This window comes from Streptomyces sp. NPDC014656 (genome assembly GCF_043084305.1).
In the GTDB taxonomy this organism is placed as follows: domain Bacteria; phylum Actinomycetota; class Actinomycetes; order Streptomycetales; family Streptomycetaceae; genus Streptomyces.
The window spans coordinates 132,114-154,422 of the sequence record NZ_JBIBZN010000005.1; the positions used below are offsets into that span (position 1 = coordinate 132,114).

Annotated in this window: 16 protein-coding genes; 10 read left to right on the forward strand and 6 right to left on the reverse strand. The window is 78.0% G+C overall.

Annotation, left to right across the window (positions count from 1 at the left end; translation table 11 throughout):
* Nucleotides 1–15: 15 nt before the first annotated feature.
* Nucleotides 16–1,047 (reverse strand): LacI family DNA-binding transcriptional regulator, encoded by a 1,032-nt coding sequence (locus tag ACF1ED_RS14040; protein WP_391759996.1) that lies wholly within the window; start codon nt 1,045–1,047, stop codon nt 16–18.
* Between the two features lie 98 nt (nt 1,048–1,145).
* The gene (locus tag ACF1ED_RS14045; protein ID WP_391759998.1) at nt 1,146–2,639 is read right to left on the reverse strand and encodes a PQQ-binding-like beta-propeller repeat protein; all 1,494 of its coding nucleotides are present in this window, start codon (nt 2,637–2,639) and stop codon (nt 1,146–1,148) included.
* A gap of 271 nt (nt 2,640–2,910) precedes the next feature.
* Between ACF1ED_RS14045 and ACF1ED_RS14050 the strand changes: the two genes are divergently transcribed.
* From ACF1ED_RS14050 to ACF1ED_RS14060, 3 genes are all read left to right on the forward strand, one after another.
* Nucleotides 2,911–3,666, forward strand: coding sequence for a DUF6585 family protein (locus ACF1ED_RS14050; RefSeq protein ID WP_391760000.1), 756 nt, complete (start codon nt 2,911–2,913; stop codon nt 3,664–3,666).
* 83 nt (nt 3,667–3,749) lie between these two features.
* Nucleotides 3,750–4,424 carry a hypothetical protein gene (locus ACF1ED_RS14055; RefSeq protein ID WP_391760002.1) on the forward strand — a complete coding sequence of 225 codons (675 nt, stop codon included), beginning with the start codon at nt 3,750–3,752 and terminating at the stop codon, nt 4,422–4,424.
* Between the two features lie 178 nt (nt 4,425–4,602).
* Nucleotides 4,603–5,922 carry an MFS transporter gene (locus ACF1ED_RS14060; protein ID WP_391760004.1) on the forward strand — a complete coding sequence of 440 codons (1,320 nt, stop codon included), beginning with the start codon at nt 4,603–4,605 and terminating at the stop codon, nt 5,920–5,922.
* Here ACF1ED_RS14060 and ACF1ED_RS14065 read toward each other — a convergent pair.
* Nucleotides 5,897–6,871 (reverse strand): serine hydrolase domain-containing protein, encoded by a 975-nt coding sequence (locus ACF1ED_RS14065; protein ID WP_391760006.1) that lies wholly within the window; start codon nt 6,869–6,871, stop codon nt 5,897–5,899. The two genes, ACF1ED_RS14060 and ACF1ED_RS14065, sit on opposite strands and share 26 nt — an antisense overlap.
* Nucleotides 6,872–7,034: 163 nt before the next feature.
* Between ACF1ED_RS14065 and ACF1ED_RS14070 the strand changes: the two genes are divergently transcribed.
* On the forward strand, nt 7,035–8,663 hold the full coding sequence (locus ACF1ED_RS14070; RefSeq protein ID WP_391760008.1) for a CAP domain-containing protein: 1,629 nt from the start codon (nt 7,035–7,037) through the stop codon (nt 8,661–8,663).
* 33 nt (nt 8,664–8,696) lie between these two features.
* Here ACF1ED_RS14070 and ACF1ED_RS14075 read toward each other — a convergent pair whose 3' ends face one another.
* Nucleotides 8,697–11,441, reverse strand: coding sequence for a LuxR C-terminal-related transcriptional regulator (locus tag ACF1ED_RS14075; protein WP_391760010.1), 2,745 nt, complete (start codon nt 11,439–11,441; stop codon nt 8,697–8,699).
* Nucleotides 11,442–11,546: 105 nt separating this feature from the next.
* Complete coding sequence (locus ACF1ED_RS14080) at nt 11,547–12,518, reverse strand: alpha/beta hydrolase family protein (protein WP_391760012.1); 972 nt, start codon at nt 12,516–12,518, stop codon at nt 11,547–11,549.
* Between the two features lie 266 nt (nt 12,519–12,784).
* On the opposite strand from ACF1ED_RS14080, the gene ACF1ED_RS14085 reads away from it, so the two are divergent.
* The 6 genes from ACF1ED_RS14085 to ACF1ED_RS14110 all read left to right on the forward strand — a co-directional run bounded on the left by ACF1ED_RS14085 (nt 12,785) and on the right by ACF1ED_RS14110 (nt 19,898).
* On the forward strand, nt 12,785–14,182 hold the full coding sequence (locus ACF1ED_RS14085; RefSeq protein ID WP_391760014.1) for a cryptochrome/photolyase family protein: 1,398 nt from the start codon (nt 12,785–12,787) through the stop codon (nt 14,180–14,182).
* Between the two features lie 244 nt (nt 14,183–14,426).
* Nucleotides 14,427–15,092, forward strand: a complete 666-nt coding sequence (locus tag ACF1ED_RS14090) for an alpha/beta fold hydrolase (protein ID WP_391760016.1) — start codon at nt 14,427–14,429, stop codon at nt 15,090–15,092.
* A gap of 667 nt (nt 15,093–15,759) precedes the next feature.
* Nucleotides 15,760–16,248 (forward strand): DUF1269 domain-containing protein, encoded by a 489-nt coding sequence (locus ACF1ED_RS14095; RefSeq protein ID WP_391760018.1) that lies wholly within the window; start codon nt 15,760–15,762, stop codon nt 16,246–16,248.
* 196 nt (nt 16,249–16,444) lie between these two features.
* Nucleotides 16,445–17,539 (forward strand): chemotaxis protein, encoded by a 1,095-nt coding sequence (locus ACF1ED_RS14100; RefSeq protein ID WP_391760020.1) that lies wholly within the window; start codon nt 16,445–16,447, stop codon nt 17,537–17,539.
* Nucleotides 17,540–17,638: 99 nt separating this feature from the next.
* Nucleotides 17,639–18,175, forward strand: coding sequence for a MarR family winged helix-turn-helix transcriptional regulator (locus ACF1ED_RS14105; RefSeq protein ID WP_391760022.1), 537 nt, complete (start codon nt 17,639–17,641; stop codon nt 18,173–18,175).
* A gap of 169 nt (nt 18,176–18,344) precedes the next feature.
* On the forward strand, nt 18,345–19,898 hold the full coding sequence (locus ACF1ED_RS14110) for an SDR family oxidoreductase (RefSeq protein ID WP_391760024.1): 1,554 nt from the start codon (nt 18,345–18,347) through the stop codon (nt 19,896–19,898).
* A gap of 35 nt (nt 19,899–19,933) precedes the next feature.
* Here the strand turns inward: ACF1ED_RS14110 and ACF1ED_RS14115 are convergent, their stop codons facing one another.
* Nucleotides 19,934–21,910, reverse strand: coding sequence for a SpoIIE family protein phosphatase (locus ACF1ED_RS14115; RefSeq protein ID WP_391760026.1), 1,977 nt, complete (start codon nt 21,908–21,910; stop codon nt 19,934–19,936).
* Between the last annotated feature and the right edge of the window lie 399 nt (nt 21,911–22,309).

Here is a 22,309-nt window from a genome sequence, read left to right on the forward strand (position 1 = left end):
CCGGGGCGCCGGGCCTCAGGCCGAGGCCCGGCGCACCAGCGTCGTCGGCGTGATCAGCGGGTCCGGGGCCGGTGCCCCGGACCCGTGGTCGTTCAGGAGGCGCATGAGCAGCCGGACCATCAGCCGGCCCATGCCCTCGATGTCCTGCCGGACGGTCGTCAGCGCCGGTTCCGTGCGCTCGGCGATCGACGCCACGTCGTCGAAGCCGACCACGGCGACGTCCTCCGGCACCCGCAGCCCCCGCTCCCGCAGCACCCGCAGGGCGCCGGAGGCCATCAGGTCGTTGGCGGCGAAGACCCCGTCCACGTCCGGGCGCCGGTCGAGGAGTTCGGCCATCGCCCGGGCGCCGCTCTCGGCCGTGAAGTCGCCGTGGCCGAACAGGGCGGGATCCGGGTCGCCGAGCGCGTCGCGGTAGCCGTCGGCGCGGTCCACGGCCGAGGTCTGGTCGCGGGGGCCGGCCAGGTGGGCGACGGCCCGGCAGCCCCGGCCGACCAGGAGCCGGACGGCCTCGCGCGCCCCGCCGCGGTTGTCGCAGTCGACGTACGGCATGTCGGGGCCGATCCCGTCCGTCGGCCGTCCGCCGAGCACCGTCGGGATCTTCGCCCGGCGCAGCACCGCCGCCAGCTCGTCCTCGTCGTGCAGGGAGAAGGCGAGCGCGCCGTCGACGTGGCCGCCGCCGAGGTAGCGGGCGATCCGGTCGTGATCGCCCGGGCTCTCCACCCACAGCAGGACCAACTGCGAGTCGTGCGCGGTCAGTTCGCGGCTGATGCCGCGCACCTGCTCCTGGAAGAAGGGGTCGGAGAAGATCCGGAACTCGGGCTCCGCGATGACCACCGCCACGGCGCCGTTGCGCCGGGTGACCAGGGTGCGGGCCGCGAGGTTCGGGACGTACCCCAGCTCCTCCACCGCCTCCCGCACCTTGTCGGCCAGTGGCGCGCGGACCCCCGCGCCGCCGTTGACGACCCGCGAGACCGTGGCCCGCGACACCCCGGCCCGGGCCGCGACGGCCTCCAGGGTGGGACGGGCCCCCGTCGTCTGCTCGGCCACGTCGGCCCCCTTCGTCTGCTCCGGACCGGGTCAGGATATCCGTACCGGCGAGAGGTCTGAGAGCGCTCTCTGGAGTCGGTGACGGGCCGGGGCCCGGGTCAGTCCCGCGCCGGGGCGAAGGAGACGAGCCGGGGCTGTTGCCGGGCGTCGTCGCCGCTGACGCCGGAGGGCATCGCGACGATCCGCCCGCCGACGTGGAGGACGCGGCCCGCCATCGTGCTGTACTCGGCTCCGGCGGCCGCCGCCGGATGCCTCATCAGCACCTCCTCCTCGCCCGCTCCGCCCCTGCCGAGGACGAAGGTGCGGCCGGGGAGGCTCGGGGTGGCCGACTCGTACACGACGGTTCCCGACGCGGAGCGGAAGCCGACCGGTGTGAGGGTCCTGCCGTCGTGCGCCCGGATGCCCCAGAGGAGCTTCCCGGTCGCCAGGTCGTAGGCGCCGACCCGGTCCGTGCCGCCCACGTGGACCAGCCCCCGGCCGACGACGATGCCCGGGCACGGCTGGAGGTCCGCGCCGATGCCGACGTGCGCGCAGTGCTCGAAGCTCTTGGGGCGCGGGTCGATCGTGCGGCGGACCTCGCCACGGGCGCCGAGGGCGACGATCCGCCAGTCGTCGGTGAGGCGCTCGTTGTCGATCGACGTGTACACCACCGGGTCGACGGAGACGACCCGTTCGACCCGCCGGCCGGCCGGGGTCCGGTGGCGCCAGCGCACGGCGCCGGTGCGCGGATCGAGCTCACGGAGCTGGGAGTGGCTCGTGCGGCGGTCGACGCCGAGCGCGCAGGTGGCGCTGACGAGGAGCCTGCTGCCGCCGGCCACCCGGTCGGGGTGGCAGCGGCCGGGGTTCTCGGTCGGGACGGTGAAGAGCCGGGCGCCGTCGGAGACGCGGAAGGCGGCGGCGCCCAGGCCCTCGGCGACGGCGAGGGTGTCCCCGCTGATCGCCGTGTGGACGATGATGGCGGGGGTCTTCCGGTCGGGGCCCCGCAGCAGCTCCTTCTTCCAGCCCGTCCTCCCGGTCTTCAGGTCGATCATCTGGAACCGGTCGCAGTGCGCGCCCCGTTGCGAGCCGCTGGTCGCGAGGACGAGGACGATCCGGCCGTCCGGGGTCGGGTTGTCCGGCACCTCGCAGACCGGGGTGGGCAGGGTCAGGTTCCAGACCTCGGCGCCGTCCGAGAGCCGGTAGGCGGTGACCTCCCGGTACAGGGCCTGGACGACGGTGTCGCCGACGATCCAGGGCCCGTCGGCCCGGATGTTGCGCCGGGGCAGGTCCGTGGAGTCCGCGGCGATCCAGGCGGCGGCCTCGCCCGGGCGGCGGGCGGCGGCGAGCTCCTGTGCGCCGGGGACCCGGACGGGTTCGGCGGTGCGGGGGCCCGGCCGGGCCGAAGCGGCCCCGGAGGGCGGCGCGGTGGCCTCCCGCGCGGTCGCCGGCCGTGCCCGCTCGGCCCCGCGGCCGTACCACCCCGCCCCCGCCACCGCGACGACCAGCAGCGCGAGGCCGACGGCGAGCGCGGTCAGCCCCCGGTCGCGCCGGGAGCGCGGGCCCCGCGCGGGGGGCTGCCCCGGCGGGTACCAGGACGGCGGCGTGTACGACATCGGGGGTCCCCCTGTGGATCACCGGCAGTCAGAAGCAAGTTCTAGAACAAGGTTCTGTTTTGGCCGTAGCATAGCGGCGCCGGCCGACGGGACGGGCCGACGGCGCGGACCGGCGCCCAGGCGGACGGCGCGGACGGCCAGGCGGCGCAGAGGGCCGGGCGATGCAGACGGCCAGACGGCCAGACGGCCAGACGATCCAGACGACACCGACGCGGGACCGGGGGCGACGATGGTGCGGAGCAACGCCGAACAGGGCGGCCGCGAAAGGCTGATGAGAGAAGCCGCGGCACGGGAACGGCTCGGTGCCCATCGCGGCGGCCACGCCTCCTCCGCGCCCACGCGCGAGCGCGGCGCCCTCGGGGTCGCGGTCCTCGCCGCCGTCCTCGCGGCGGCCGTCGTGGCCGCGCTCGCCACCGACCACGGCCCGCTCGCGACGGTCCCCGGCCTCCCGCTCGTCCTCTGCCTGGTCTCTCTCCTCGGCCACCTCCTCTTCGGCGCCCGCACCGGCGACGCGCGCCTGGAGCAGTACGAAGGCGGGCTCGTGGTGCACTACAAGGGCCGGATCCGGGTGGTCCGTTACGCCGACACGGAGGTCCTCGACAACACGGTCCGCCGCACCCGGTACGGCCGGACCCTCTCGGTCTCCCACTCCTTCGGCCTCACCGACACCGAGGGCCGCGACCTCGTCGTCGGCGGCGTCTTCACCGGCGGAGAGACCTGGGGCCCGCTGCTGCGCCACGACTCCGCCCGCGCCCAGCTCCCCGGCGCCCTCGCCCGCCTCGGCGCGGGCGAGCGCCTCGACTTCGGCCTGATGTGGCTCACCACGGCCGAACTCGGATCGGGCCGCGCCTCCGCCCCCTGGCACCGGATCCAGGAGGTCGGCGTCGAGGACGGCACGATCACCATCCGCGCCGAGGGCCGCCGGGCGCCGCTCGTCTCGGCCCCCACCCGCCTCACCCCCGACGTCTCCCTCTTCCTCGCCCTCACGGAGACCTTCCGGGCCCAGGGCGCCCGGCCCCTCCCCTGACCCGCCCTCCCCGGGGGCGGCCCCGGAGCCCGGAACCGCGCGCCGCGCCGCACCGCGTCGCGTCCCGGCCCCGCCGTTCACCCGTGGCGGTGGTCGCGGTCCGTACCGGCGGCCCGCCCCCGACCGCGTACGGCAGCGTGGCCGCCATGAACGTCCGCCGCACCGCGCTCCCGCTCCTCACCGCCCTCCTGGTCGGCGGCTGCGTCGCCCTACCGGGCCCGCCCCCGCCGCCCGGCCCGCGCGCTTCCCCGGCCGCGCCCCCGGCACTCGCGCCCGCCGCCCGACGGCCCGCCTCGGCCCTGCCGGCCGAGCCGGAGCCCCCGGCCCAGGCCGAGCCCCGGGAGGAGCTGGCCGAGACGGAGACGGGGGAGACGGGGGAGAGGGGGGAAGCGGGGGACGGGGTCGCTGCGGTACGGCCCCCGGCGCGCGTCGCCCCCGCGTCGAGGCCGGCCGGGCCGGGGGAGGCGCGGCGCGGCGGCGGGGCGGAGCCGGCTCCCGGCCGGGCGCCGGAAGCCGGCGCCCCGCAGGCCCGGGAGCCGGAAGCCCGCGCGCCACGGCCACGCCCGGCCGGGAAGACCCCGCGCCCGTCCCGTCCGCGCGTCCGCGCCGCCGCTCCCGCCCCCACCGCCGCCCGCGCCCCCGCACCGCGCCCGGCGACCGCGCAGGTCCCCGAGATGCGGGGCCTGTGCCGGGAGGCGCGGCGGATCGACGCCCCGATGGGCGCGGCGGAGCTCTGCCGGAGCGCGTACGGCAACTGACGGCGGGGCCCAAATGGCCGGTTCGGCGGACCGTCAACGGGCCAAGCGGAGCGGTCCGACGGGCCGTCAACGGGCCAAGCGGACCAGCTCGACGGCCCGTAAACGGACCAAGTGGCCCAGCCCGACGGCCCGTCAATGGACCAAGGGGGGCGGGCCACCTCACCGTACCGTCGTGTCCATGGCGAACACCTCCCCGGCACGCCCCACCGCCCTCCCGGACTCCGTCCCCGCCCCCGACCCCGCGGCCGGAGGCGCCGGCCGCGGTCACGCGCCCCGCACCCTGCTCCTCGCCCAGCTGAGCAACTCCGTCGGCGACGGCGTCTTCTACGTGACCTCCGCGCTCTACTTCACCGGCGTCGCCGGGCTCTCCGCCGCGCAGGTCGGTGCCGGCCTCGCCGTCGCCTGGGCGGTCGGATCGGCGGCCGGGGTGCCGCTCGGGACGCTCGCCGACCGGCGCGGGCCGCGCGGCACCTCCGTGTTCCTCGCGCTCGTCACGGCGGCGGCGGTCGCCTCCTTCCTCCTCATCGGCTCCTTCCCCGCCTTCCTCGCCGCCGCCACCCTGTACGCCTCCGCGCAGAGCGGCCTCGCCGCCGCCCGGCAGGCCCTGCTCGCCGGACTGGTCGCGCCGGAGGCCCGCACCGCCGTCCTCGCCCGGCTCCAGGCCGCCTCGAACGCCGGGCTCGCCGTCGGCGCGGCCCTCGGCGGCCTCGCCCTGCACGCCGGCACGCGCGACGCGTACCTCGCCGTGTTCGCCCTGGACGCGGGCGGGTTCCTGCTCTGCGCCCTGCTCCTCGGCCGGCTCCCGGCGCCCGCCCCGGCCCGCGCGTCCGCCACCGGGGCGGCCGACTCCGCGACGGCGGTGCTGCGCGACCGCCCCTACGTGGTCCTCGCGCTCCTCAACGCGCTGATGCTGCTGCGGATGCCCGTCCTGAGCCTCGCCCTGCCGCTGTGGATCGTGCAGCGGACGGCGGCGCCCGGCTGGACGGTCTCGGCGCTCTTCGTCCTCAACACCGTGGCCGTCACCCTCTTCCAGGTCCGGGCCGCCCGCCCGGTCACCGACCTGGAGTCGGCCGCCGGAGCGGTGCGCGGCGCGGGCGCCGTCATGTTCGCCGCCTGCGCCGTCTTCGCGGCGAGCGCGCTCCCGGGGCTGGGCGCCGGTGCGGCCGTCGCGGTCCTCGTCCTCGGCTCGGTGCTCCTCGTCGTCGCCGAGATGCGGCACTCGGCCGGTTCCTGGCAGCTCGGGCTCGGCCTCGCGCCCGCCGACCGCGTCGGCCAGTACCAGGGCTTCTACGGCGCCGGCGTCCCCGTGGCCCGTACGCTCGGGCCGCTCGTCGTCACGACCCTCCTCATCGGCGGCGGTCCCGCCGGCTGGCTGCTGCTCGGCGCCGTCTTCGCCCTGATGGGCGTCGCGACCGGCCCGGCGGCCCGCCGAGCGGCCCGGACCCGGACCCGCCCCGACGGGCCGCCGGCCGTCAGCTCCGCGGCCGCCCGCCCGTGAGGAGGGCGAAGCCCGCGCGGTCGACGGAGACGCTCGCGGCGGCCAGCACCACCACCCCGGTGCCGGACTCCCGGTCCAGGCCGAGCCAGGAACGGAAGCCGCCGGTGCCGCCGTTGTGCATCGTGACCGTCAGGTCCCTGACCCGCAGGGTGATCCAGGCCGCCCCGATCCGCGTCCCGGCGGTGAACGGGGCGACCGGGTCGAGCGCGGCCGTCCCCGGCGCCGAGCCGTCGAGCAGCGCGGCGGTGAACCGCGCCATGCTGCCGATGTCGGCCCGGATCCCGCCCGCGGGTCCCAGCGCCTCGCCCGTCCACGGCTCGCGCGGCCTGCCGCGGCGGGTCGTCCCCGTCAGCGCGCCCGGCCGCAGACCGCCGGGCCCCGCCGGCAGGTAGAAGCGCTCCAGACCGAGCGGCGCCCCGATCCGGCCGGCGACCAGCTCCTCGTACGACGTCCCCGCGGCGGCCGCGAGCGCGTGTCCCAGCAGCTCGAAGCCGAGGTTGGAGTAGCGGGGCCGCGGCGGGCCCGGCCGGGTCGCCCGCGCCTGGTCGAGCAGCTCGGCGACGTCCTCGCCGTACGGATTGGTGCCGTGCCGCCACAGCGCGAAGGTCCGCCGCCACGGCCGCGCCGCCGCCGGCACCCTCGGCAGCCCCGAGCGGTGCGTGGCCAGCGCCCCCAGCGTCACCCCGCCGGCCGGCGCGTCGGCCAGCGGCAGCAGCTCCCCGAGCGCCGTCCCCGCCGTCACCTCCCCGCGCGCCAGCGCGTCCGCGTACAGCAGCCCGGTCACGCCCTTCGACACGGACCCGATCTCGTAGTCCGCCCCGAGCGCGGCCCCCACCGAGGCCGAGGCCGTGCCCTCGGGGCCGATCACCGCCGCGGCTGCCGGGAACCGCCCGCCCGTCAGTGCCCGCAGCCGCCCCGCCAACAGCTCGTCCCCATGATCCCCGTCCATGCGGGCCACCCTAGGAGGCGGCGCGGCCCCGCCGGTCACCCCCCACCCCTCCTGTGACCCACGTCACTGATTCCGCTTTCCCCCTTTCCGTTATCGCCCTCCCCGGCCGAGGCTCTCCCAGGCGCAGGAAACTCCGGGAACGGGCGAGAGAAGGACGGACGGCGTGCAGCGGACCATGGAAGCGGACCAGATGACCGAGTGGATACGGGCGGCGCAGTACGGGGACCCCTGGGCGTGCGACCAGGTCCTCGGCGCCCACCGGCCGCTCCTCCACGCCCTGGTGTCCCGCGCCCTCGGCACCCTTCCCGCCGTCGCCGCCGGCACCGCCGTCGACGCCACCCTGCGCCGCGCCCACGGCTCGCTCCACACCCTGCCGTACCCGGAGGCCTTCCGGCCCTGGCTCGTCGCCCTGGCCGTCGAGACCACCCTTGCCCACGCCGCCGGGCCCGACGGGGCCGGGGGATGGCTGGACGCGCAGGACGCGGTGCTGGCGTCGCTCGGATCGCTGGAGGCCGAGGGGCAGCTCCTCCGGTACGAGACGGCCGCCGCGCTCCGATGGACGCCGGAGGAGACCGAGCTGCGCATGGGGACGGTCCGGGCCCGCCTCGACGCGGCCCGGTCCGTCGGCGCCGCCCTGGCACGGCGGCCGCGCTGCCCCGGCCTCCAGGAGCTGACCGCCGGATGGGACGGCCGCCCCGGCGCCGGATGGCGCGACCACCTGGCCGCGCACACCGGCCGGTGCGGCGCCTGCGCCGGGACGGCGCCGGCCCCCGCGACCGTCGGACCCGCCCCCGTGACGGCCGTCCCCGCCCCCGTGACGGCCGTCCTCGGCGCCGTGGCGGCCGAACCCGCCGCCGGGGCGGAGGACGTCACGCACGCCTACGACCTCGGAGGGCTCGCCCCGGTGCCCGCCGCCCCCGGGGGACCCGGGCGGGGGGACCGGCGCCGCCGGAGGCAGGCGCGGGAGCGCACCCGGCGACGGGCCGCCGTCGCGGCCGGGATCGCGGTCGTCGCGGTGACCGGCGGCGCGTTCTCCCTCTACGGCGGACGGGACGGCAAGGAGGAGCTCCTGGAGGCGAACCGCGCGGCCGTCCCCGCCCCCGACGTCCCCCTCACCCACGACCCCGACTCCCTGTCGTCCACCCCCGCCACCGTCGGCGCGACCCCCTCCGCGTCCACCACGACGCCCGGCCGGACGACCGCCCCCGCCACCCCCGCGGGCAGGAAGTCCGCCACCGCGCGCCCGACCACCGCCGCCCCCGCCCCGCAGCGCACCACCGCGAGCCCGAAGGCCACCCCGCCGAAGAGGACCGCCGCGCCGACGGCCGCCCCGGAGCCCGCCCCGACGACCGCGTCCCCGACCTCCGGCACCGACCCGGACCCCGGCGGCGGCGCGCAGCACGACAGCGGCCAGGCCTCGGCGGCCGACCAGGTGCTGTCCCTGGTCAACGCCGAGCGCGCCAAGGCGGGCTGCGGAGCGCTCACCGCGAACGCGACCCTCGCGCGCGCGGCCCAGGGCCACTCCGACGACATGGCCGCCCGGGACTTCTTCGACCACACCGACCCCGACGGCGACGGCCCGGGGGAGCGGGTCACCGCCGCCGGCTACCCCTGGTCCACCTACGGCGAGAACATCGCCATGGGGCAGACCACGCCCGAACAGGTCATGGAGGCGTGGATGAACAGCCCGGGCCACCGCGCCAACATCCTCAACTGCGACTTCGAGGAACTCGGCGTCGGCGTCCACACCGACGGCGGCCCCTACTGGACGCAGGTGTTCGGCGCCCGCTGACCCGTCGACCGCCGCCCCCGCCGGCCGGCCGCCTCACGCCCGTGCCTCCGCCTCCGCCCCCGCCATCAGGGCCGACAGCTCGACCCGCGAGCGGATCTGGAGCCGGGCGTACACCCCGCGCAGATGGTGGTCGACCGTGCGCGGGCTCAGCGACAGCCGGGCGGCGATCTCCTGGTTCGTGGCGCCGTCCGCGACGAGCCGGGCGATCCGCTGCTGCTGAGGGGTGAGTCCGGCCAGCGCGGAGGGCTCCGCCGGGCGCCCGCCCGCCGCGCCCGTCGCCCGGAGCTCCGCGCGCGCCTGCCGGGCCCAGCCCTCGGCGGCGGCCCGCTCGAAGGTGACCAGCGCGTCGCGCAGCGGGCCCCGCGCCTCGCCCGGACGGCGCCGCCGGCGGAGCCACGTACCGTACGCGAACAGCGTCCGGGCCCGCTCGAAGTCGTTGCCGCCGTCCTCGTGGCGCCGCAGGGCCTCGCCGAACCAGCGGCCGGTCTCCTCGCCGCGCGGCGCCAGCAGCGCCCGGCAGCGGGCCAGTTGGGCGGGGGCCGGCCGGTCGAGGCCGCACCCCGCCCACAGCGCGTACTCCTCCGTCGCCGCCCGCGCCTCGGCCGCCCTTCCCGAGGCCACCGCCGCCTCCACGAAACAGGGCACCGCCAGCATGCGGAGCGCGAAGTGCCCGCCGTGCGGTCCGGGACGCACCAGCGGGGCGAGCCGCGCGGCCGCCTGGGCGGCCAGCCCGCCGCCCAGCTCGGCCCGGGCCAGCGCCCATTCGGCCAGCGTCACCGCCTGGGCCAGACCGTGCGGCCGTCCGATCGCCAGCGCCCGCTCCGCGTGCTCCGCCACGGACGGCCCGTCGCCCGTCACCGACGCCACCAGGGCGAGCACCGCGTGCTGATGGGCCGCCGAGTTGAGCTGGCCGGTGGCCCTGGCCGCCCGTAGCCCCTCCCCGGCGGCGTGCCCGGCCCGCGCGTACCGCCCCGCCCGCAGCTCCGCGTACGCGAGGTGTTCGAGGATCCGCGGCAGGAGCGAGGCCCGCTGCTCGGCCCGCGCCCGCACCAGCGCCCTGCCGTGCAGCCGGGCCGCCGCGGTGACGTCCCCCAGCACCAGCGCGGCCGACCCCGCCCGCAGCAGCAGCCGGGGCTCGTCCCGGACCGAGCCGACCGCGACCACCCGGGAGAGCGGGGTGCGCGCCTGGTCCGGGCGGACGGTGAGCGCCGCCCGCAGCCCCTCGGCGAAGGCCCGCTCGGTGCCCCGGACGGCCGGGGCCAGATCCAGCGCGGCGAGGCACGCGCCGACGTCCCCCGCCGCCCACGCGGCCTCCATCGCGAGGAACCGCGCGTCCGCCGCCTCGGCCGGCTCCCGGTCCCGCAGCACCTTCGCCGCCTGCGTGAACGCCTCGTGCGCGTCCATCACCGGACCGCTCGCCAGCGCCGCGAACCCCCGCGTCAGCAGCGCCCGCCCCCGCGCCGCCCCGGACCGCGCCCGCACGACGGGAGGAGGCCCCAGGCGGTCGGCCCGGTGCCGCTCGTGCGGGGCGGAGGGAGCGGAGGAGACGGAGGAGGCGGAGGGAGCGGGGGAGGCGGGCGGTGTGGCGGGGCGGTCGGCCGGGCGGCCGGCGGGGCTCCGGTCCCCGCGGTCCTCTCCCGTCGCGGCCCCCGCCGCCCGTCCGAGGAACGGGTCGGGGAAGACGAGCGTGTCGCCCCGGCGGTCGAGCAGCCCGGCCGCCACCAGGCCGTCGAGGGCTTCGGTGGGGACCCGGAGGGCCCGGGCGCGGGCCAGCGCCGTGCCCGCCTCCGTACGGTACGGCGCTCCGGGCGCCGGGCCCGTCGCCTCCGCGGGGGCACAGGCCGCGGCCACCACCCGCAGCAGCCGCCGTCCGTCCGCCGGGAGGGCGCCGAGCAGCCCGGCGTACACCCTCGCCAGGACGCCGTCGTCGACCAGCCGCCCGCGCGGCGCCACCGTCCCGTCGAGCACCCCAGACGGCAGGCGGAGCACGGTCTCGGCCAGGACGCCCGGGTGCCCGGCCGCCTCGTCGAGGAGCCGTTCGGCGACGGCGGGGCAGGACCGTCCGCCGCTCACCGCCTCCAGCAGGGCGCGGGCGCCCGCCCGGGTGAGGCGCGGCAGCCGGACCAGCGGCGCGCCCGCCGCGACGGGCAGGGGACGGCCGGGCGCGGACGCCACCAGCCAGTCGGCGCGGACCGGCCCGCGCCGGCCCGGCGCCCGCCAGTGCGCGGTGAACGCGGCCCGTGAATGCGCGTCCCACAGCGGGAAGTCGTCCAGGCACAGCAGGACCCGGCCCCCCTCGGGCAACAGCGACGCCAGCGCTGCCGCGATGCCCTCCGGGCCCCGGGCCAGCCGTGCCGCCCGGCTCCCCGCCGCCCCCGACGGAGCCAGCGCGGCGAGCAGTGCCCGCGCGCCGCTCCACGGCACCTGCCGGCCGGGTGCGCCGACCACGTACGCCGCGCCGGGGAAGTCCCGGGCCGCCCGGGCCAGCAGGACGGAACGCCCCTCGCCGGGGCCGCCCGCCACGCACACCACCCGCTCGGCGCCCAAAGGCCCCTGCGCGGGCGACAACAGCTGCGAGACGGCGGCCAGTTCGGCCTCCCGGCCGTACAGCACGGGCGGCCCGGCGGCGGTGGTGCCGGTGGTTCCAGTGGTACTGGTGGTACTGGTGGTGCCTGTGGGACCGGCCGTGCCGATGGTGCCGGTGGGGCAGACCGTGCCGCCGGTTCCGGTGCCGGTGGTCCCGGCCACGTCCTGCCCGCTGCTGCCCGTCACGGTCACGCCCGTCACGCTAACGGGCCCGGGCGGGGCCGGGAACGGAGCGGTACGGGGGTCTGGGCCCGGGCCCAGACCCCCGTCCGCCGGGCTGTGCCCGGGCACAGGGCGTCAGGACCCCAGCGGACAGGTGCCCCGGTACTCGTCGATCGTCAGACTCGGCCGCGGCAGCGGGCAGAGGAACTGCTCGTAGCGGGTGTCGTCGTCGATGAAGCGCTTCAGCCACGCCAGGCTGTACTTGGCGATCGTCGTGTTCGACGTGTTGGGCGTGAAGTGCGTGGCGAGGTTCAGCTCCAGATACGCCTTGTCCAGGCCGGCCGGGAGGCTCTGGTAGAACGGCTCGGAGTGGGTGGCGACGGGCGCGATCGTGTCGCCGTCCGCGCCGATGACCAGGGTCGGGGTGCTGATCTCGGGCCAGGTCTTGTCCGTGTTCCAGCCGGTGAGCGGCACGGCGGCCTTCAGGCTGGGGCGGCTCTTCGCCGCTTCGAGGGTGCCGCCGCCGCCCATCGAGTGGCCCATCACGCCGAGCCGGGAGGCGTCGACGCGGCCGCGGACCGAGCTCTTCTGGGTGAGGTGGTCGAGCGCGGCGAGCAGCTGGCGGCCCCGGCTGTCGGGCTGGTCGACCGTGGTGATCGTGTCGATGACGAAGACGACGAAGCCCTGCGAGGCCAGCCGCGGCCCCAGCCAGGCGACCGAGGACTGGGTGGCGGTGAACCCGGGCGAGATCGCCACCGCGCCGAAGGTCCCGTCGGCGGTGCTCGTCGGGTAGTAGATGGTGCCGCCGCCGAACCCGGTGGCGGCGAGCGAGGAGACCGAGGTCTCCGCGACCGCGTACGGGCCGCGCAGCGCCTCGATGCTCGACTCGGTGGGAGCGGGGCCGCGCTCGTACGGGTTGCCGTCCGCGGCTCCCGCGCCCGGGGCGAGGAGCAGCGCGAGGCCGGCGGCTGCGGCGGTGGCCGCGGCAAGGTATCGCTTCACGACGAAGTCGTCCTCTCGTGTCGTGGTACGGCCGTCCCGTGGGGAGGGGCGGCCGGTGCCGTGGGGTGGCCCCGCCACTGTGGGGGCGGCGCGGAACGCCGTCATCGGCACAATCACCGGTCCCGCGCGCATCCGGAGGCGGCGGTCCCGCCGAAGGGGAGGCGAAAGGCGGGCGGGCCCGAACGACCGCGGCCCTCCCCGCACCGCCCGCACGCGCCCTCCGCGAGCACCGCCCACGCGGTCCCCGCGCGGGCACCGCCGCACGCTCCGCAAGCCCTCCGCGATCACCTCCCACAAGCACCTCGCAAACCTCCCGCAAGCACCTCCCGCAAGCGCCGCCCCAGGCCCGTCCGGAAGCGAAACGCCCCCCCGTGAACGACATCCCGCGCACCGCCGTCGTCCTGTTCACCGCGGACCTCCGCGTCCACGACCACCCGCCGCTGCACGCCGCCCACCGGTCCGCCGACGCGCTCGTGCCGCTGTTCGTCCGCGATCCGGCCGTCGACCGGGCGGGCTTCGCCGCGCCCAACCGGCTGGCCTTCCTCGCCGACTGCCTGGCCGACCTGGACCGCGCGCTGCGGGACCGGGGCGGGCGGCTGGTCCTGCGCACAGGCGACACGGTCGCCGAGGTGTGCCGGGTGGTGCGGGAGACGGGCGCGGACGAGGTGCACACGGCGGCGGGCTGCACCGCCTTCGCCCGCGCCCGCGAGGCCCGGCTGCGGCGCGCCCTGGAGGAGTACGGCTGCCGCCTGACCGTGCACGACGGCGTCGACTCCGTCGTGCCGCCCGGTGAGGTCGTCCCCCAGGCCTCGGACCACTTCGCCGTCTTCGGCCCCTACTTCCGCCGCTGGGCGGACCGGCCGGTACGGGCTCCGCTGCCCGCCCCGCGCGCCGTCCGCGTCCCCAGCGAGGCGGGCTCCGAGCCGCCGCCGTCGCGCGCCGACGTGCCCGGGGCGTCCGCTGGGCTGGCCGCCGGGGGCGAGAGCGAGGCGCGGCGGCGGCTGCGGTCCTGGCTGTCCCGGCACCTCGACGCGTACGAGGACCGCCACGACGTCCTGGACGACCGGGCGGGCGACGGCACCTCCCGGCTCTCCCCCTTCCTCCACTTCGGCGCGCTCTCCCCGGCGGAGGCGGTCCACCGGGCCCGCGCTCACGGCCCCGGGGCGGGCTCCGACGCCTTCGTGCGCCAGCTGTGCTGGCGCGACTTCCACCGGCAGGTCCTCGCCGCCCGGCCCGCCGCCGCCCACGACGACTACCGGCCCCGCCACGACCACTGGCGGCGCGGGAAGGAGGCGGAGCGGGACCTGGCGGCCTGGCGGGAGGGCAGGACCGGCTACCCGCTGGTGGACGCGGGGATGCGGCAGCTGGCCCACGAGGGCTGGATGCACAACCGGGCCCGGCTCGTCACCGCCTCCTTCCTCACCAAGACCCTCTACCTGGACTGGCGCGACGGAGCCCGGCACTTCCTGGACCTGCTGGTCGACGGCGACGTCGCCAACAACCAGCTGAACTGGCAGTGGGCCGCCGGCACCGGCACGGACACCCGTCCGAACCGGGTCCTCAACCCCGTGCGCCAGGCCCGCCGCTACGACCCCGACGGGACGTACGTGCGCCACTGGGTCCCGGAGCTGGCGGGCCTCGAAGGGGCCGCCGTGCACGAACCGTGGCGGCTGACGGCCCGGGACCGGGCCGCGTACGCCTACCCGGACCCGCTCGTCGGGCTCGCCGAGGGCCTCGCGCGCTTCCGGGGGGCCCGTGCCTCGGACTGAGGACCTGGCGCCCGTTCGACGCGCGATCGGCGCGTCTCGAACGCCGGCCTCCCGCCGCCCGCGCGGGCCCGCCCCTCGGCACCGTCGAGAGCCACGCCCGCCGCGGCCCGCTCCGTCTCCCGGAGGACCTGACGCCCGCCCCGCGGCCGGGGCCGTGACCCCGCCGCCCCGCCCCGGGGACCGGGGGGCGGCCCGTGACAGACTGCGGGCTCGGCCGTCACCCGGACGGCCCGCGGGAGGCCCGATGTCCGTACGTCCCCGGCCCGCCCCGCCCCGGGAGCCGCTCGTGCGGTACGGAGCGGAGGCACCGGCCGGCGCGGTGCTGCTGCTGCACGGCGGACGGGCCGACGGGCTCGAAGCCCCGCCGGTGCTCAACCTGCCGGCCCTGCGCATGCGGCCCTTCGCCGGGGCCGTGCGGCGGGCCGCGCGCGGGCGGCCGGTCCTGGTCGCCGAGGGCCGCTACCGGCACCGGGGCTGGAACGGCGAGCGCGCCGACGCGGCCCGGGACGCCGAGGCCGCGCTCGCCGGACTGCGGGCGCGCTTCGGGGCGATCCCGGTCGTCCTCGTCGGCCACTCGATGGGCGGGCGGGCGGCGCTCGCCGTCGCCGGGGATCCGGCCGTGCGGGGCGTGGTGGCCCTCGCCCCCTGGTGCCCGCCGGACGAGCCGGTCGCCCATCTCGCGGGCCGCCGCCTCCACCTCCTCCATGACGAGGCGGACCGGGTCACCGAGGCCCGGGACTCCTGGGCCTTCGTGACCCGGGCCCGGGAGGCCGGCGCGGACGCGACCGGCGTCCCCATGCCGGCCGGCGGCCACGCCATGCTGCGCGGTGCCCGCCTCTGGCACCGGCGCGCCGCCGAACTGGCCCTGGAGACCCTGGCGCCGACGGCCGCCCGACCGAACCCCACCTGACCGGCCCACAGGCGCCGCCGGGGCGCTCGCCCCACCGGCGGACCGGCGGACCGGCGGGTCCAGGGCCTCGCGCGGGCCCGCCGAGGCGGGAGGCCGCGCGGACCAGGCCCCGGCGCTCCCGGCGCGCCCCCCTGGAGGGCGGAGCCTTCGGGGCGCCGGGAAGCCGGGGCGGGGGAGTACCCCCGGAGGCGCGGGTCGGGCCGCCCCGGCGGGCGGGGTCCCGACGCCTGTCAACCGGCACATCTCCTCCATGACGGCCACGTCACGGGGCGCCCGGCGGTGGTGCGTGCCGCCCTGCCGGCCCGATGCCGTACCGCCGGCGCCGGTCCCGGGAGCGCGCGGTCGCCGGAGAGACGCCGAGGCGCCGCGCGAGGGCGCCGGTGGTGATGCCGGGGCGGTTCCCGGGGCGGTCTCGGGGGCGCTTCCCGGGGCGGTCTCCGGGTGCTTCCCGGAGGGATGCCGGTCCTTTCGCGGGCACAACTCCGGCCCACGGCAGGCGACGCGCGGACGACGCGGGCTCTTCCCGCCGGGGGCGGGGGCGCCTCCCGATTCGCGGAAACGGGCATATCGGGTCAGGATCGGGCGGAGAGAGGGGGCGTGCGACGACGCCCCCGCGCGGTCGCGTGGCCCCGGGCCCTCCGCCCCGCGCGCGTCCGAGGAGGCGGCAGTGGCTGAGCTGATCGTGATCGGGTACGACGACCCCGCAGTCGCCGAGGAAGCCCTCGGGACGGTGCAGGAGTTGCAGCGCGACCAGGTCGTCGTCCTCAACGGGCTCGCCGTCGTCTCCGTCGACGCCGAGGGGCGCACCCACGTCGACACCTCGAACCGGGTCGTCGGGGTCACCGCCGCGACGGGAGCCCTGTGGGGCACCATCTTCGGCATCCTCTTCCTCGTGCCGGCGGTCGGCGCGCTCACCGGCGCCGCGCTCGGCGGGCTCGTCGGCCGGCTCAGCCAGTCCGGCGTCGACGAGCGTTTCCGGCAGCAGGTCGGCGACCTGCTGCGGCCCGGCTCGGCGGCGCTCGTGGTCATGGCCGCGAAGCTCACCGAGGACAAGTTCACGGCGGCGATGCAGCGGCACGGCGGAGCCGTCCTGAAGACCTCCCTCAGCGACGCGGACGAGAAGGAACTCGCGGAACAGCTCGCCGGACCCGGGTGACCCGGCCCCCTCCGGCGCCGGCCCGCGCGTCCGCTCGGCCCGTACGCCCCCTGTCCCCTCGGCCCGTACGACCGGTCGGCCCGTACGCCCCTCCCGGCCCGGTGCGGCCCCGGCCCGGTACTGCCCCTTCCGGGTGACCGTCCGGTTCGCCGTTCGGGCACCCGCCCGCCCGACCCCCCACAGGAAGGCCCCGTCCATGGACCCCGTGCTCAGCAGTGAGGTGCTCGCGAAGCTGCGTCAGCCCCGGCCGTACCCGGCCGTCTCGCTGGTGATGCCCACGCACCGCCGCGAACCGGACAACGCCCAGGACCCGGTGCGGCTGCGCAATCTGCTCGCGGAGGCGGAGAAGGCGCTCACCGCCGATCCGGACGTGCCCCGCGAGCGGCGGCTCGACATCATCGACCAGCTGAACCGCGCCGCCGCCGAGGTCGACCTCGCGCACGCGGAGGACGGGCTCGTCATCTACGCCGCGCAGGGGGAGCACCAGGTGTGGTCGCTGCCCAGGGCCGTGCCCGAGCGGGTGGTCCTCGCGGACACCTTCCTCACCCGGAACCTCGTCGCCGCCCGCGCCGCCGAACAGCCCTACTGGGCGCTCGCCGTCGCCGCCGACCGGGTCTCCCTGTGGAGCGGCGACCCCGAGAGGACCGTCGAGGCCGTCCGGGACGGCTTCCCGCTGACCCGCAGCCTGGAGGACCCGGACGTCGAACGGAAGGAGCGGGTCGGCGACGTCCCCGGCGCCTTCCGGGACGAGGCCACCCGGCAGTTCCTGCGCGAGGCGCACGAGAAGCTGCGCGCCGTCCTCGCCGCCGAACCCCGCCCGCTGTACCTCCTCGGCTCGTCCGAGGCGCTCGGTCTGGTGGAGGAGCTGGGTTCGCTCGGCCCCGGCACCGTCACCGTCCGGCACGGCGGCCTCGCCGACGGACCGGCCACCGCCGTCCACGCCGCCGTCGAGCCCTCCCGCGCCGCCCGCGAGGCCGCGGCCGTCACGGCGATCACCGCCGACCTCGACGCGGCCCGCGGCCGGCGCGAGTTCGCCGGCGGGATCGACGAGGTGTGGCGGGCCGCCAAGGAGGGCCGCGCCCGGCTCGTCGCCGTCGAGGACGACTACCGGACGGTCGTACGCGAGGAGGGCGACCACCTGGAACCGGCCGAAGCCGACGAGGCGGGCGCCCGGGACGACATGGTCGACGAGATCGTCGAGCGGGCCCTGGACACCGGCGCCGAGGTGCGCTTCGTCCCCGGCGGCACGCTCGACGGCCAGGGACGCATCGCCGCCGTGCTGCGCTACTGACGCCCGCCGCCCCACCGGAGGGGCCGGGACGCGCCCGCGCCGGTCGCCCGGCCCCTCCGCGCGCCCCTGCCCGCCGCCCGCGCTGTATACGCTGGTCACGTGGTCAGCGGACAGGGGAAGCGCGAAGTGCGGGACGGTCAGGACGATCGGAGCGGTCGGGACGGTGGGCTCCCGGCGGCGGGGGCGGGCGGGGACGTCGGGCTGTACCGGTTCGCCGTCGCGCTGCGCCGCACCCTCGGCGAGCTCAACCGGGTGGCCCACGACTTCGCCGCCGCCCAGCGCCTGCACCCCACGGACGTCCAGGCCCTGTCGTTCGTCCTCGACCACGAGGGCCCCGTCACCCCCGGTCTGCTCCGCACCCACCTGGGGCTGACCTCGGGCGCGGTCACCGCCTGCCTGGACCGGCTGGAGAAGGCCGGGCACATCCGCAGGACCCGGGAGAGCGCCGACCGGCGCGTCGTGCACGTCGAGTACGCCGACGGCGCCATGGCCGTCGCCCGTGACCACTTCCGGCCGCTGGCCGAGGCGACCGAGAGGGCCCGCGAGCGGTTCGACGAGGCCGAACTCGCCACGGTGCTGCGCTTCCTGGACGCCCTCAGCGCCGAACTGTCCGAACAGCGCGCCCCCCGGCCCTGAGCCCGCTCCCCCCGGATCCGGGGCCGAGCCGCCCTCCCCCGCGGGGGCCGGCGCCGTCCCGTGCGGCTCCGTCACCGTCCGTGACGCATCCGCGGGGCCGCGGAGGGGGAAGGGATGAGAGGAGGGGCGAGCCTCCCCGCTCGCTCCGGCCCCACGGAACGGAACGGCCATGACCACACCCCCCGCGCCCCGACCCCAGCCCTCGTCCGGCGACGCACCGCCGCCCGGGGCCCGCTGCCTGGTCACCGGCGCCGGCGGCTACATCGGCGGGCGGCTCGTCCCGGAGCTGCTCGACCACGGCTTCCGCGTCCGCTGCCTCGCCCGCACCCCCTCCCACCTGAGGGACTTCCCCTGGGCGGGGCGGACGGAGATCCTCCGCGGCGACGTCACCGACGCGGAGAGCCTGCGGCCGGCCCTGCGGGACGTCGACGTCGCCTACTACCTCGTCCACTCCATGACCTCGACGGACGACTTCGAGGCCACGGACCGGCGGGCCGCCCGCACCTTCGCCGCCGAGGCCCGGGCCGCCGGGGTGCGCCGGATCGTGTACCTCGGCGGCCTCACCCCCGAGGGCGTGCCCCCGGACCGGCTCTCCCCGCACCTGCGCTCCCGCACCGAGGTCGGCCGCATCCTCCTCGCGTCCGGCGTCCCCACCACCGTCCTGCGGGCCGCCGTGGTCATCGGCTCCGGCTCCGCGTCCTTCGAGATGCTCCGTTACCTCACCGAGCGCCTCCCGGTGATGGTGACCCCCAGCTGGGTCGGCACCCGCGTCCAGCCCATCGCCGTCCGCGACGTCCTGCGCCTCCTCGTCGGCAGCGCCCGCATGCCCCGGGACGTCAGCCGCGCCTTCGACATCGGCGGCCCCGACATCCTCACGTACCGCGAGATGATGCGGCGGTACGCGGCCGTGGCCGGTCTCCCGCCCCGCCTGATCGTCCCCGTCCCCGTGCTCACGCCGCGCCTCTCCAGCCTCTGGATCGGGCTTGTCACCCCCGTGCCGGCCGCCCTCGCCCGTCCCCTCGCCGAATCGCTCCGCCACGAAGTGGTCCGCGCCGAGCACGACATCGAGCGGTACGTCCCCGACCCGCCCGGCGGCCCCGTCCCCTTCGACGAGGCGCTCGCCCTCGCCCTGAAGCGGATCCAGGAGGCCGACGTGGCGACCCGCTGGTCCTCCGCCGCCTACCCCGGCGCGCCCAGTGACCCGCTGCCCACCGACCCCGACTGGGCCGGCGGCAGCCTCTACACCGACGAGCGCGACCGCGCCGTCCACGCGGATCCCGCCGTCCTCTGGCGCGTCGTCGAGGGCATCGGCGGCGAGCACGGCTGGTACTCCTTCCCCCTCGCCTGGTCCGTCCGGGGCCGCCTCGACCGGCTCTCCGGCGGCGCGGGCCTGCGCCGGGGCCGCCGCGACGCCCACCGCCTCCGCGTCGGCGACGCCCTCGACTTCTGGCGCGTCGAGGAGGTCGAACCGGGCCGCCTGCTCCGGCTGCGCGCCGAGATGCGCCTCCCGGGCCTCGCCTGGCTCGAACTCCGCGTCACCCCCGAGCCCGGCGGCGGCGCCCGCTACCACCAGCGGGCCCTCTTCCACCCCCGCGGCCTGGCCGGACACCTCTACTGGCGGGCCATCGCCCCCTTCCACACGGCGGTCTTCGGCACCATGGCGGACAACATCGCCCGCACCGCCGAACGCACCGCCGAACGCGCCGGCACCGCGTCCGGCTGACCGCCCCGGCCCCGCCGCGGGCGTCCGGCGGCGGGTCAGTCCTCCTCGTCCGCCCGGTCCTCCTCGTCCACCCGGAACGCCAGCATCGCCGTGTCGTCGCGGTGGTCGGAGAGGCCCTGGAGGATGCGGAGGAGGTCGGGCAGGGCCTGGCGGCGGCAGAGGGTGGCCTCGGCGGCCAGCCGGCGCTGGCCCTCGTCGATGGGGGCGGACGGGGTCTCGATGAGGCCGTCCGTGTACAGGAGGAGGGTGTCGCCGGGCCCCAGGACGTGGGCGTGGGTCTTCCGGAGGAGGTCCGAGGCCACGCAGAGCGGCGGGTCCGCGGCGCCGGGGAGGTAGCCGGCGTCGCCGGAGGCCGGGACGACCAGGGGCGGCGGGTGGCCCGCGCTGGACCAGGTCATCAGCCACGTGCCGTCCGGGCGGTGGTGCAGGACCAGGTGCAGGGCGGTGGCCAGCAGGGCCGTGCCCAGGCCCGCGGAGACGTGGTCGAGACGGGCCAGTACCGCGTCCGGCCTGGCCCCGGGACCGCCCGCGTACGCCAGGGCCCGCAGCATGCTGCGCATCTGGCCCATCGCCGTCGCCGCCGTCAGGTCGTGGCCCGCCACGTCCCCGATGCCGAGGACGAGCGTCCCGTCCGGGAGCGTGAAGGCGTCGTACCAGTCCCCGCCGATCTCCCCGCTGGCGCTGGCCGGCTGGTACCGCGCGGCCAGCGTCCCGCCCCGCACCGGCGGCGGCTCGGTCAGGTGCGCCCGCTGGAGGCCGAGGGCGGTGCGCCGCGCCTGCTGGAGGTCCACGACCTTCCGGATCGGCCGCTGGGCGTGGTGCAGCACCTCCCGCAGGAGCTCGGTCTCGGCCGGGCCGGGGACGGGCGTGTCGCCGTTGCTGCTGGTGGCGGCGTAGCCGAGCACCAGGTCGTCGACGATCAGCGGGATCAGGGTGAGGCTGGTGGCCCCCGAGGCGTGCAGCCAGCGCTCGCTGACCGTCGGGATCAGCCCCGGCGGCACCGGCGCGCCGGGCTCCAGCGGGAAGGTGACCGGCTCCCGGCGGTCCAGGACCGCCCGCACCGCCGGAGTCACCGCCACCCGCTGGCCGCGCAGCGCGGGCGGGGCCGGCAGTCCGGGCCGGGTGGCCGACGCGATCCGGCGCGCGGTCACCTCGGCGTGCTCCGGCAGCGGCCACCCCTCGTGCGAGAGCAGCAGGATCAGGCAGGCGTCGGTCAGCTCCGGCACCACCACCTTCACCACCTCGGCGAACGCCTCGTGCAGGCTCGCCCCCGACACCGCCGCGACCTGCCCCAGGAGCCGCTCGCGCAGCTGGGTGCCCCAGGAGTCCTCGACGTCGGCGGTCGCCGACACCCACTCGGTGAGCCTGCCGTCCCGCAGGACCGGCACGGACCGGGTGGTCAGATGCCGGTACGAGCCGTCCGCCGCCCGCACCCGGAACGTCGCCTCGAAGACCCGCGGCCGCCCGCCGCCCGCCGCCGCCCGCCGCCAGGCCCCGCTCAGCTTCTCCCGGTCGCGCGGGTGGATGTGCGCGTACCACTCCGCGTCGGCCCGGGGATGCCAGGGAGCACCGGTCAGCTCCTCCCAGCCGGCGACGATCTCCTCCATGGAGCCGTCGGCCCCCATCACCCACACCATCTGGGAGACGGCCGAGACCAGCGCCTCGTAGCGCTGGAGCGTGAGGGTCTCGGCCGTGGTGTCCATGGCCAGGACGAGGATCCCGGGGCCGTGGTCGGTGGTGACCGGGCTGCACGAGTAGACGAAGTGCCGGGCCTGTCCGGGGGCGCCGGGGTCGGTCCGCCGCTCGCCGACGACCTGCCGGGCCCGGCCCGTGACCCGCACGGAGTCGACCACGGCGAGGAAGCGGTGCCCGTCCGCGTCCGGGAAGGCGGCACGGGCCGGCAGCCCGATCCGGCGGGGGCCGAACAGCCGGGTGAACGCGGAGTTGGTGTACAGCACCCGGCCCTCGGGTCCGGCCAGCAGGGCGACGGCGGCGACGGCCCCGTCGAACATCCGCGGATCGACCGGCGCCCCGCCGACCCCGTCCCACGGTCTGTCCCCGGGCGCGTCTCCCGTCCCGGCCTCGGGGGCGTCTCCGGTCCCCGCCCCGGCCCCCGGCGCGTCCTCGGTCCCGCTCGTCGCCGTCCCGGCAGCCGGGCCGCTGCCGGGCGCGGTGACGTCCGGCCCGGGGCCGGGGCCGGGCCCGGATTCGGGCATGGCCGGTCCGGGGCCGTCCGGCCCTTCCGTGCTCCCGTCGCCCTTCACCCCTTCATCATCCCGGCGCGCGCGGTTCCCGGCCCGTCGCCCCTCGGCCGTCCGGGGTGTTGCGGCGTGGTTGACGCGCGTCGACCCGAAGGGCCAGGCTTCCTCCCGACAGGCTCCCTGACAGATGCATGACATGGCGAGCCGCCG

What these genes read in the sequence shown, in the direction of transcription:
- ACF1ED_RS14110 (WP_391760024.1), top strand. Translation starts at nt 18,345, where the DNA reads ATGACCACACCCCCCGCGCCCCGACCCCAGCCCTCGTCCGGCGACGCA.
- ACF1ED_RS14045 (WP_391759998.1), bottom strand. Translation starts at nt 2,639, where the DNA reads ATGTCGTACACGCCGCCGTCCTGGTACCCGCCGGGGCAGCCCCCCGCG.
- ACF1ED_RS14115 (WP_391760026.1), bottom strand. Translation starts at nt 21,910, where the DNA reads ATGTTCGACGGGGCCGTCGCCGCCGTCGCCCTGCTGGCCGGACCCGAG.
- ACF1ED_RS14060 (WP_391760004.1), top strand. Translation starts at nt 4,603, where the DNA reads ATGGCGAACACCTCCCCGGCACGCCCCACCGCCCTCCCGGACTCCGTC.
- ACF1ED_RS14080 (WP_391760012.1), bottom strand. Translation starts at nt 12,518, where the DNA reads ATGACGGCGTTCCGCGCCGCCCCCACAGTGGCGGGGCCACCCCACGGC.
- ACF1ED_RS14050 (WP_391760000.1), top strand. Translation starts at nt 2,911, where the DNA reads ATGAGAGAAGCCGCGGCACGGGAACGGCTCGGTGCCCATCGCGGCGGC.
- ACF1ED_RS14100 (WP_391760020.1), top strand. Translation starts at nt 16,445, where the DNA reads ATGGACCCCGTGCTCAGCAGTGAGGTGCTCGCGAAGCTGCGTCAGCCC.
- ACF1ED_RS14065 (WP_391760006.1), bottom strand. Translation starts at nt 6,871, where the DNA reads ATGGACGGGGATCATGGGGACGAGCTGTTGGCGGGGCGGCTGCGGGCA.
- ACF1ED_RS14090 (WP_391760016.1), top strand. Translation starts at nt 14,427, where the DNA reads ATGTCCGTACGTCCCCGGCCCGCCCCGCCCCGGGAGCCGCTCGTGCGG.